A 10881-nucleotide genomic window follows, 5' to 3' on the forward strand; every position below is an offset into this window, starting at 1 on the left:
TCTAACCATGCCCCGACCTCGTACGACACCGGATCCGGCGCAAGCGATCCGGAGCGACGGCACCGGGTCGTCAGGCGCCCGCCGCCCCCGGCTCCTCGGGGGTGTCCGGCACTTCGTCGGCACGGGCCAGAGCCTCGTCCACGCTCTCCGATATGGGAACCGTGATGCTGACGCCCGTCAGGTCGAGGATGCGGCGGACGGCGGACGTCGGGCTGATGACGTGCACGCTGCCGGCGGTCTTGCGGGTCTCCTGGTACACGCGGAGGATGATGTTCATCCCCGACGAGTCCATGAAGGGGACGGACGACAGGTCGAGCAGGAAATGCCGCCGGCCGTGGTGGAGTTGGTTGGCCAGATGGGCCTGGAACTCGGTCGCGGTGTCGACGTCCAGGTAGCCGTCGACCGTGATCAGGGCCACGTCCTCCCGGGGCAGCTCGACTTCCACGGACAGCGGGTTCTGGGCGAGGGGCACGGATACCTCCATCAAGTGCTACGGCCTGGGCTGGTCACCTCTCAGGGGTGACCGCGGTACGGGGCGATGCCGGTTGTCGGGCGGGCTCGGATGCCGTGTCTCATGTGCCTCCCTTCGTCACCGGGCTCCGTATGTCACCGCGCCCCCGCGATTACCCAGGAAGCCGCCCTCCATTCCACCTGACCGGAACCTCTCCGATACCCGCCGCTCCGCGTCGTACGGTGGCAGGGGTGTGCGCCGAATGCGCTTGCGGCAGGAGGGTAATTGCTGCTGTGGAGCCGGGTGGGCGGGAATCGTCCGCCCGGGGATCCGCGATCCGTACACCGCGAAGGAGGATGGAGCAGCGTGGCCATCGACAGAATCTGGTCGTACGCGCCGGACAGCGGTCACGTCGAGGGGCAGGACCTGACCGGGTTCACCGTCGCCGCGACCGACGGCACGATCGGGCACATGGACCGCGAGGACGCCCCGCACGGCATGCGGCACCTGGTCGTCGACACCGGAGTCTGGGTGTTCGGCCGCAGCGTGCTGGTGCCGGCCGGAGTCGTCATCGGCATCGACACACAGGCCCGGAAGATCACACTGGCCTGTACCAGGGGAGACGCGAAGGAGGCCCCCCGCTTCCAGACGGACAGCGAGACCAGGGACCGGGAGTACCTGACGGCCGTGGGCGACTACTACGACCGGCTGCCGCCACGCGAGGCGGCCTCGGTCTGAGAGGGCCTCGGTCCGGGCCGGTCACGGGCGCTCCGCGCCCGTGACGCTCCCGGCTCACCAGGGCAGGAACACGTGCACGTCCTTGCCGCGCTCGTCGGCCACCACGCTGACCTGGTCGCACAGGGTGTGGATCAGGTGCCAGCCGATGCCGCCGCCCCCGCTGCGCGGATCGAAGGGCCGCGGGGCGGGCTCCGTGCTGCTGGTGTCGTGCAGCACCACGTGCACCCCGTCGAAGGTCCGGCGCATCCGCAGCGCGAACGGACCCGGGGCGTACTGGACCGCGTTGGCGGCCAGTTCCGTCACCACCAGCAGGATGTCGTCCCAGTACTCGGGGGCGGAGGGCGGCGAGGATCGTGCCAGGTCGCGCAAGAACCCCTCCGCGGCCAGCCGCGCACCGGTCACGTCGTGCGGCTCGCCCACGAAGCTGTTCGTGCGGCTCGGGATGTCCTCGGAGGTCAGTGCGTCGTCCCCACGCGGCTCGGTTGACATATCGCCTTTCCGGCCCGGTCGTCAGCAAGGGCTGTCGTCAGGGCTGTCGTCCTCTCTCTTGCGTCGCCACTGTCGTGTTCCCGTGCGAGCGCGGACTACGCGTCCGGTCCGCGTTCAACGGAACACGTTGTCCGAGTCGTCCCAGTGCGAAGGATCCTCCGGGGTGCTCGGCCGCCCGGGCCGCCTGCGAGACTCGTACATCGTGTCGATCTCGGCCGCGTAGTGCCGCACGATCTCGTCCCTGCGCAGCTTCATCGACGGTGTCAGCAGCCCGTTGGTCACGTCGAACGGCTCCGCCAGCACCCGGAACACCCGGATCGACTCCGACCGCGACACGGCACTGTTGGCCGCGGCCACGGCCCGCGCGACCTCCTCCCGCAGCGCGTTCTCCTCCCGTGCCTCCCGCATCTCGCCCTGCAGCGCCAGCGCGGCCCGCCAGTGCGCCAGGAACTCCGGATCCAGCGTGATCAGGGCACCGACACACGGCCGGTTGTCGCCCACCACCACCGCCTGATGGATGAGCGGATGCATCCGCAGCCGCTGCTCCAGGGAGGCCGGGGCGACGCTCTTGCCGCTGCTCGTGATGATGATGTCCTTCTTGCGGCCGGTGATCGTCAGATAGCCCTCCGAGTCCAGTCGCCCGAGGTCGCCGGTGGCCAGCCAGCCGCCGCGCAGGGCGGCCCGGGTGCCGGCGTCGTCACCCACGTACCCCTGGAACACCGACGGGCCGCGCACCAGGATCTCCCCGTCGTCGGCGACCTGGATCTCCGTGCCCGGCAGCGCCTGCCCGACGGTCCCGGACTTCTCCCGGCCCAGCGGCTGCATCGTCACCCCGCCGCTGGTCTCCGTCAGGCCGTAGCCGTCGTTCACATAGATGCCGATGCCCTCGTAGAAGAGGGACAGGTCGCGGCTGAGGGGAGAGCCGCCGGATGTCGCCCGCCGCACCCGGCCGCCCAGCGCGGCCCGCAGCCTGCGGTACACCGTGCGGTCGTAGAGGGCGTGCTGCAGCCGCAGATCGAAACCGGGTCCGCGGCCCCGGCCCAGCCGCTGGCGTTCCAGGGCCGCGGCGAAGTCCCGCGCCGTCTCGGCGGCCCGCTCGAACAGTCCGCCGTGGCCCCCCTGCTGCGCCGTGCGCAGGAAGTTCTTGTAGATCTTCTCGAAGACGGAGGGAACCGCGTAGAAGTACGTGGGCCGGAAGGAGCGCAGCGCCGAGAACAGGGCCTCCCCGCCGAGGTCGGCCTGGTGCCCCATCAGCAGGCCGCCGCGCACGCACAGGCCCTGGATCATGAGCCCGTACACATGGGAGAAGGGCAGGAACGCCAGCACGGAGCCCTGCTCCCCGCGCGCTGCCGCCGTCTGCCCCCAGCCGGCCAGCAGCGTGTCGCAGGTCCCGGCCAGATTGCGATGGCTGAGGGCGCAGCCCAGGGCGTGGCCGGTCGTGCCGGAGGTGTAGGCGATGACGGCCGTGGAGTCCGGCAGCACGATGCGGCGCATCGAATCGACCGTGGCGAGCGCCACGGACTCCCCGCGCGCCGCCAGCTCCTCCAGCGCTCCCGCGTCCAGTTGCCAGACGTGGCTCAGCAGCGGCAGCGCCGCGCACACCGAGCCGACGGTCATGACGCCCTGCTCGTCCTCCACCACCACGGCCACACAGCCGGAGTCCCGCAGGATCCACTCCACCTGGTCGCGCGACGACGACGGGTAGACCGGTACGACCTCGGCGCCCACGGCCCACAGCGCGTAGCACAGGACCGTCCACTCGTACCGGGTGCGCGCCATGATCGCCACGCGGTGGCCCGGCGCGATCCCGGACGCGATCAGACCCTTGGCCACGTCCACCACCTCGTCGCGCAGCTCGATCGCCGTCACCTCCTCCCAGACGGCGGAGGCGGGGTCGGTGCGGCGGGCGAGCATCGGCCGGGTGGGTTCGCGGTCCGCCGTCTCGAAGACGCTGTCGGCGAGCCCGCCGGTCAGGGGCGAGTAGGCCGGTGGAGCGAGGGCCGTTTCGCGCATGCATGCTCCTGACGTGTACGGGGTGTGACATTGCCGACGGGTACCGTCATCGGCGGTGCTCGAATGTAGTCGAGTCGGGACCCTTCGGGGTCGGGAAATACGGAAGTGACACCGCTGATGATCTCGGTGTGATCGAAGGAGGGGCGGGACGAAGGAGCGGGACGCCTCACGCCTGGGTGTGGCGCACGCACTCGGTGACGACGTCCCGCAGGCTGCCCGTGCGCTCCATCAGCGCACGTTGCACCTGTGCTCCGTTGCCCTCCCGCAGCAGTTCCTCGCAGGCGGCCCGGGCCCGCTCGAGGTCACCGGTGTCCGCGAGGGCCTGGCCGACATGGTCCAGCAGGGCACGGACGACTGCCTCGGCGGGCAGGCGCCGCATGGTCGCGGGGTGCAGCAGCTCGCCCGTCAGACCGGACCGGGCGGCCTGCCAGTGGGCCAGCCGCAGCAGGCTGACGCTGTGGTCGAGGGGCTCTTCGCCCGCCCGCCACGCGCGTGCGGCGGTCTCGACCAGCCCGCGGACGAGGGTGGCGACCAGCGCGGCCGTGCGCGAGCGCAGGCAGACGTCCGCGACCCGCACCTCCACGGTCGGATACTGCCGGGACAGCCGCGCGTCGAAGTAGATCATCCCGTCGTCGAGGACGGCCCCGGTGGCCACCATCTCCGCGACCAGCCGGTGGTACCGCTCGGCCGAGCCGAAGATCTCGGTCGGACCCGCCGACGGCCAGCGCTGCCACACCCGGCTGCGATAGCTGCTGTACCCCGAGTCGTGCCCCTGCCAGAACGGCGAGTTCGCGCTGAGCGCCAGCAGCACCTGCAGCCAGGGCCGCACCCGGTCGACGACCGCGACGCCCTCCTCGTCGGACTCCACGGCCACGTGCACATGACAGCCCAGGACGAGCTGCTCCCGGGTGGCGATGCCGTACTGCTCCGCCATCCACTGGTACCGCTGGGTGACGCCGATGGCGGGACTGACGGGCAGCGGGGAGGTGGCCAGGGCCGCGACGGTGCAGCCGATCTCCCCGGCGTGCCGGGCCGCCTCCTTGCGGCAGCGGGCGATCTCCGCGCGCAGGCTCTCCATGGACGACTGCGGATGGGTGGCGAACTCCAGCATCTGCTCGTGGAGTTCCTTCTCGAAGATGTCCTGATCCGCGTCGTCCCGCGCGGCGTGGGCGAGCACCGCCGCGGACAGGGCCCGCGGCTCGCCGGTCTCCGGATCGACCAGGAGGAGTTCCTCCTCCACTCCGACGGTGCGCACCTGATGCCCGCCCTTCTGAGACCCTGCCGCGTCGTGCCACCGGGAGAGTCCGGTGGTACGACCCCCAGTGCCCCTCACAGGCGGGTCGGACACCTGGTGTGCCCGCGCGGCGTCACGGAGCGATCGGCCTCAGCCACACGGTGGCCAGCGGCGGCAACGTGATCCGGACACGGCCGTCCTCCGGTTTGGCCGGATCCGGGTTGGTGACGCCGCTTCCGCCGTAGCGTGTGTCGTCGGTGTTGAGGGTCTCCTGCCAGGCGACGACGTCCTCCGGGACCCAGAGGCCGTAGTCGTGCCGGACGACGGGGGAGAAGTTCGACACCGCCAGCAGCGGACTGCCCTCGGCGTCGTACCGCAGGAAAGCGAAGACGTTGTCGTCGGCCGAGTCCACCGCCACCCACCGGAAGCCCTCCGGACGGGTGTCGCACTGCCACAGCGCCGGCGTCGCCCGGTACGCCGTGTTCAGGTCACGCACCAGATCACGCACGCCCCGGTGGTCACCCGCCGAGTGATAGCCGTCGTCGAGCAGCCACCACTCCGGCCCGTGCTCCACCGACCACTCGGCGCCCTGCGCGAACTCCTGCCCCATGAACAGCAGCTGCTTGCCGGGGTGGCCCCACATGAAGCCGAGGTAGGCGCGGGTGGTGGCGCGCCGCTGCCACCAGTCGCCCGGCGCCTTCGACACCAACGCCTGCTTGCCGTGCACCACCTCGTCGTGGGAGATCGGCAGGACGTAGTTCTCGCTGTACGCGTACACCATCGAGAACGTCATCTCGTGGTGGTGGTACTTGCGGTGCACCGGCTCATGGCTCAGGTACTCCAGCGAGTCGTGCATCCAGCCCATGTTCCACTTCAGCCCGAAACCGAGCCCGCCGGTGTCGGTGGGCCGGGTCACGCCGCCCCAGGCGGTGGACTCCTCCGCGATGGTGACCACGCCGGGAGCACGCCGGTACACGGTCGCGTTCATCTCCTGCAGGAACGCCATGGCCGCCAGGTCCTCCCGGCCGCCGTAGGCGTTGGGCTCCCACTGGCCGTCCTCACGCGAGTAGTCGAGGTAGAGCATCGAGGCGACCGCGTCCACCCGCAGCCCGTCGATGTGGAACTCCTCACACCAGTACACCGCGTTCGCCACGAGGAAGTTGCGCACCTCGGTGCGGCCGAAGTCGAACTCGTACGTGCCCCAGTCCGGGTGCTCGGCCCGCCGCCCGTCCCCGGGCTCGTACAGCGGGTCCCCGTCGAAGCGGGCCAGCGCCCAGTCGTCCTTCGGGAAGTGCGCCGGCACCCAGTCCATGATCACGCCGATGCCGGCGCGGTGGCAGGCGTCGACGAAGAACCGGAAGTCGTCCGGGGAGCCCAGCCGGGCCGTCGGCGCGTAGAAGCCCGTGACCTGGTAGCCCCACGAGCCGTGGAAGGGGTGCTCGGCGACCGGCATCAGCTCGAGGTGTGTGAAGCCGAGGTCCTTGACGTACGCGGGCAGCTCCTCGGCGAGCTGCCGGTAGGTCAGCCCCGGGCGCCAGGACGGCAGATGCACCTCGTACACCGACATGGGCGCCTCGTGCACCGGCGTGTCGTCGCGGTGCGCCATCCACTCGGCGTCGGCCCACTCGTAGTGCGAGGCCGTCACGACCGACGCCGTGTTGGGCGGCTCCTCGGCACGGCGGGCCATCGGGTCCGCCTTGAGGAAGCGGTGCCCGTACCGGGAGTGGATCTCGAACTTGTACGCGGTGCCCTCGCCGACGCCCGGCAGGAACAGCTCCCACACCCCGGACGCGCCCAGGGACCGCATCGGGAACTGCGTGCCGTCCCAGTGGGTGAAGTCGGCGGCGACCCGCACGCCCTGCGCGTTCGGCGCCCACACCGTGAACCGGGTGCCGGTCACGCCCTCATGGGTCATGGGCTCGGCGCCGAGCGCCTGCCACAGCTGCTCGTGCCGGCCTTCTCGGATCAGGTGCAGGTCGAGCTCGCCGAGCGCGGGCAGGAAGCGGTACGGGTCGTGTACCTCCTGCTCACCGCCGTCGTACGCCACGTGCAGCGTGTACTCGGGGATCGCCTCCAGCGGCAGCAGGCCCGAGAAGAGGCCGTCGCCCTCCGAGACGAGGGCCGTGCGCTTGCCGCCGGTCACGACGCTCACGGAGCGGGCGAAGGGGCGCAGCGCCCGGAACACGATCCCGCCGGGGGCGGGGTGGGCGCCGAGCAGCGCGTGCGGATCGTGGTGGGCGCCCGCCAGCAGGCGCCCGCGGTCCTCCGGGCCCAGGGCGGGCGCGGTCGCGCTCGGGACCGGGCCTGACGGCTCCGGGATTGAGGTGTCTCGCAGGGCCACGGCTCAGTCTCCTCTCACAGCGAGGCGCTCGATCGCCGCCATCGGTACAGGCAGCCAGTCGGGGCGGTGCCGTGCCTCGTACAGCACCTCGTACACGGCCCGGTCCGTCTCATAGGCGCGGAGCAGTCCGTGTTTCTTGCGCGGGTCCCAGCCGGCACGCGCGGCATAGCCCGCGCAGTAGGCCTCGCGGCAGCGCCGCGCCCACTCCGGGCGCCAGGGGCGGCGCTGCCGGGCGGCGTAGTCGAAGGAGCGCAGCATCCCGGCGATGTCCCGCACGGGGGAGTGGGCGCTGCGCCGTTCGGAGAGCGGCCGGGACGGCTCGCCCTCGAAGTCGATGACGAACCACTCGCGTCCGGCCCGCAGCACCTGGCCGAGGTGCAGATCGCCGTGGATGCGCTGGGCGGGCGGCCCGGGGTCGCAGGTGGTGAGGGCGGCGAACGCGGTCCGCAGGCCCGGCACGAACGGCTGGAGCGCGGGCACGCAGTGCGCGGCGGCGTCCAGCCGCTCGGTCATCGCCGTCGCCGTACGCCCGTTCTCCCCGGGCGCGCCGACCGGGAAGGCCGAGGCCAGCGCGAGATGCACATCCGCCGTGGCCGCGCCGAGCGCCTGGGCCTGGACCGTGAAGTCGTCCCCGGCGGCCAGGGAGTGCAGCGCCAGCGTCCAGCCGTCGGAGGCGTCCCGCAGATACGGCTGGAGCACACCGAGCGTCGCCTTGAAGGGATGGTTCGTCTGGAACCAGGCCACGGGCGCGGGGACCCGGTGGCAGCCCTGGCGGGCCAGCGCCCCCGGCACCTCCAGGTCCGGGTTCACGCCCGGCTGGATACGCCGGAAGATCTTCAGGATGTACTCGTCGCCGTACACCAGCGAGGAGTTGGACTGCTCGGCGTCGAGCAGCCGCGGCACCAGTCCGGCGGGTACCCGCTGGTCCGGGTCGCAGTCGAAGCGCAGCGGGCCGGAGGTGCCGGGCTGCCGCAGCCGGTCCAGGAGCAGCTGGGCCGAACGGGGATCGTGCAGTGCGTCGTAGACCGTCAGACCGGCCAGCGGTCCGTCCTGCACCCGCCCGATGAGGGCCCGGCCGAGGCGCGGCGACGGGTGTTCCCGTACGCCCAGCAGGAGCTGGTAGCAGTCGCCGGCCGGGGGAGCACCGCCGGGCGAGGGCACACCCGTGTGCCCGGCGTGCCCGGCGTGGACCAGCAGGTGCAGACAGCCCGGGAACAGCTCGGTCATCGACAGCAGGCCGAGTTCCGTGACGGGCCGGTCCTTGCCCGCGAACCAGCGCTGGCGGGGCAGCCAGTCGCGCAGCAGCGCGCCGAGCGACTCCATGGGCTCGGCCGGGCGCGTGAGGCTCGGGCGGAGGGATGCGGTCCTCGGCATGGTCACGCCTCCTTGTCCCGGCGCGTGCTCACAGTCGCCGTCCGATGCGGGATGCGACTCGGGTGAGCCGGAACCAGTAGAAGCCGTGACCCCCGAGGGTCAGCAGATACGGCAGCTCGCCGATGGCCGGGAAACGGACCCCACCGAACAGCTCCACCGGATGGCGCCCGGCGAACTCGCGCAGATCGAGTTCGGTGGGCTGCGCGAACCGCGCGAAGTTGTTCACGCACAGCACCAGGTCGTCCTCGTACTCCCTGAGGAACGCCAGCACCGCGGGGTTGGAGGAGGGCAGTTCGGTGTAGGTGCCGAGTCCGAAGGCGGGGTTCTGCTTGCGGATCTCGATCATCCGGTGGGTCCAGTGCAGCAGCGAGGACGGCGAGGACATGGAGGCCTCGACGTTGGTCACCTGGTGGCCGTAGACCGGGTCCATGATCGCCGGAAGGAAGAGACGCCCCGGGTCGCAGGTGGAGAACCCGGCGTTGCGGTCCGGGGTCCACTGCATGGGGGTCCGGACGGCGTCCCGGTCGCCGAGCCAGATGTTGTCGCCCATGCCGATCTCGTCGCCGTAGTAGAGGATCGGCGAGCCGGGCAGGGCCAGCAGCAGGGCGGTGAACAGTTCGATCGAGTGACGGTCGTTGTCGAGCAGGGGAGCGAGGCGCCTGCGGATGCCGATGTTGGCGCGCATGCGGGGGTCCTTGGCGTACTCGGCCCACATGTAGTCGCGCTCTTCGTCGGTGACCATCTCCAGGGTCAGCTCGTCGTGGTTGCGCAGGAAGATGCCCCACTGGCAGTTCGAGGGGATGGCCGGGGTCTTCGCCAGGATTTCCGAGACCGGGTAGCGGGATTCCCGTCGTACGGCCATGAAGATGCGCGGCATGACCGGGAAGTGGAAGGCCATGTGGCACTCGTCGCCGCCGCTCGGGTAGTCGCCGAAGTAGTCGACGACGTCCTCGGGCCACTGGTTGGCCTCGGCGAGCAGCACGGTGTCCGGGTACTGCGTGTCGATCTCCTTGCGCACCCGCTTGAGGAACGTGTGGGTGGCGGGCAGGTTCTCGCAGTTGGTGCCCTCGGCCGCGTACAGGTACGGCACCGCGTCCAGCCGGAATCCGTCGATGCCCAGGTCCAGCCAGAACTTCAGCGCGGCCAGGATCTCCTCCTGGACGCGCGGGTTCTCGTAGTTGAGGTCGGGCTGGTGCGAGAAGAAGCGGTGGAAGAAGTACTGGCCGCGCACCGGGTCGTACGTCCAGTTCGACGTCTCCGTGTCGACGAAGATGATCCGGGCGTCCGGATAGCCCTTGTCGTCGTCGGCCCACACGTAGTAGTCGCCGTAGGGCCCGTCGGGGTCCTTGCGCGACTCCTGGAACCACGCGTGCTCGTCGCTGGTGTGGTTCATGACGAAGTCGATGATCACGCGCATGCCGCGCTGGTGGGCGGCGTCGACGAACTCCACGAAGTCGGCGAGGTCGCCGAACTCCGGCAGCACGGCCGTGTAGTCGGAGACGTCGTAGCCGCCGTCGCGCAGGGGCGACTTGAAGAACGGCGGTAGCCACAGGCAGTCGACGCCGAGCCACTGGAGGTAGTCCAGCTTGGCGGTCAGGCCCTTCAGGTCCCCGACACCGTCGCCGTTGCTGTCCTGGAACGAGCGGACGAGCACCTCGTAGAACACGGCGCGCTTGAACCACTCCGGGTCCCGGTCTCTGACGGGTGTGTCCTCGAAGGTGTCCAGCACGGGCTCGTTCACGGTCATGACGTTCCTGCCCCTCCGATCGCTTGCGCGGCGGGCGGTGACAGGACGTGGAAGACGTGCGCGGGAGCCCGCCCCGGCTCGAGACGCACGTAGTTGTTCCTGCTCCAGTGGTAGGTCTCGCCGGTGAGCTCATCGCGCACCGGCACCGACTCGTGCCAGTCCAGGCCGAGTTGCGGCATGTCCAGCGAGACCGTCGCCTCCTGGGCGTGGTGAGGGTCGAGGTTGGCGACCACCAGGACGACGTCGGTTCCCGTGCGCTTGCTGTACGCGATGAGGGAGTCGTTGTCGGTGTGGTGGAAGCGGAGATTCCTGAGCCGGCGCAGGGCCGGGTGTTCCCGCCGGATGGTGTTGAGCCTGGTCAGCAGGGGGGTGATGGTGCGCCCCTCACGCTCGGCCGCTTCCCAGTCGCGGCGGGTGAGCTGGTACTTCTCCGAGTGGAGGTACTCCTCGCTGCCTTCCCTGAGCGGGGTGTTCTCGCACAGTTCGTAGCCGGA

General features: G+C 70.8%; 9 protein-coding genes. 1 reads left to right on the forward strand and 8 read right to left on the reverse strand.

Translation table 11 applies throughout. The annotated features are described in order from the left end of the window. Positions 1–70: 70 nt before the first annotated feature. Positions 71–472, reverse strand: coding sequence for an STAS domain-containing protein (locus tag ACFT4A_RS24305; protein WP_382833330.1), 402 nt, complete (start codon positions 470–472; stop codon positions 71–73). A gap of 345 nt (positions 473–817) precedes the next feature. Here ACFT4A_RS24305 and ACFT4A_RS24310 point away from each other — a divergent pair, with 345 nt between their 5' ends. Further along, the gene (locus ACFT4A_RS24310) at positions 818–1189 is read left to right on the forward strand and encodes a PRC-barrel domain containing protein (RefSeq protein WP_382833332.1); all 372 of its coding nucleotides are present in this window, start codon (positions 818–820) and stop codon (positions 1187–1189) included. 54 nt (positions 1190–1243) lie between these two features. Here ACFT4A_RS24310 and ACFT4A_RS24315 read toward each other — a convergent pair whose 3' ends face one another. From ACFT4A_RS24315 to ACFT4A_RS24345, 7 genes are all read right to left on the reverse strand, one after another. Continuing rightward, positions 1244–1678, reverse strand: coding sequence for an ATP-binding protein (locus ACFT4A_RS24315; RefSeq protein ID WP_382833334.1), 435 nt, complete (start codon positions 1676–1678; stop codon positions 1244–1246). Between the two features lie 114 nt (positions 1679–1792). Further along, complete coding sequence (locus tag ACFT4A_RS24320; protein WP_382833336.1) at positions 1793–3691, reverse strand: AMP-dependent synthetase/ligase; 1899 nt, start codon at positions 3689–3691, stop codon at positions 1793–1795. 166 nt (positions 3692–3857) lie between these two features. After that, positions 3858–4946 carry a glutamate--cysteine ligase gene (locus ACFT4A_RS24325; RefSeq protein ID WP_382833338.1) on the reverse strand — a complete coding sequence of 363 codons (1089 nt, stop codon included), beginning with the start codon at positions 4944–4946 and terminating at the stop codon, positions 3858–3860. 112 nt (positions 4947–5058) lie between these two features. Beyond that, positions 5059–7266: a 1,4-alpha-glucan branching enzyme gene (gene glgB, locus ACFT4A_RS24330; RefSeq protein WP_382833339.1), complete on the reverse strand. Its 2208-nt coding sequence runs from the start codon at positions 7264–7266 to the stop codon at positions 5059–5061. A gap of 3 nt (positions 7267–7269) precedes the next feature. Continuing rightward, positions 7270–8640, reverse strand: coding sequence for a maltokinase (locus ACFT4A_RS24335; RefSeq protein WP_382833341.1), 1371 nt, complete (start codon positions 8638–8640; stop codon positions 7270–7272). Positions 8641–8668: 28 nt separating this feature from the next. After that, the gene (gene treS / locus ACFT4A_RS24340; RefSeq protein ID WP_382833343.1) at positions 8669–10387 is read right to left on the reverse strand and encodes a maltose alpha-D-glucosyltransferase; all 1719 of its coding nucleotides are present in this window, start codon (positions 10385–10387) and stop codon (positions 8669–8671) included. Continuing rightward, positions 10384–10881, reverse strand: a 498-nt coding sequence (locus tag ACFT4A_RS24345) for an alpha-glucosidase C-terminal domain-containing protein (RefSeq protein WP_382833344.1), incomplete at its 5' end; no start/stop codon positions are given. The genes ACFT4A_RS24345 and treS, both read right to left, overlap by 4 nt.

Origin of the sequence: Streptomyces sp. NPDC057099 (genome assembly GCF_042671245.1) — a bacterium.
Lineage (GTDB): Bacteria > Actinomycetota > Actinomycetes > Streptomycetales > Streptomycetaceae > Streptomyces > Streptomyces purpurascens.

Excerpts from the sequence above, each read along its gene's own strand:
- ACFT4A_RS24315 (WP_382833334.1), bottom strand. The coding sequence starts at position 1,678 with ATGTCAACCGAGCCGCGTGGGGACGACGCACTGACCTCCGAGGACATC.
- ACFT4A_RS24320 (WP_382833336.1), bottom strand. The coding sequence starts at position 3,691 with ATGCGCGAAACGGCCCTCGCTCCACCGGCCTACTCGCCCCTGACCGGC.
- ACFT4A_RS24335 (WP_382833341.1), bottom strand. The coding sequence starts at position 8,640 with ATGCCGAGGACCGCATCCCTCCGCCCGAGCCTCACGCGCCCGGCCGAG.
- treS (WP_382833343.1), bottom strand. The coding sequence starts at position 10,387 with ATGACCGTGAACGAGCCCGTGCTGGACACCTTCGAGGACACACCCGTC.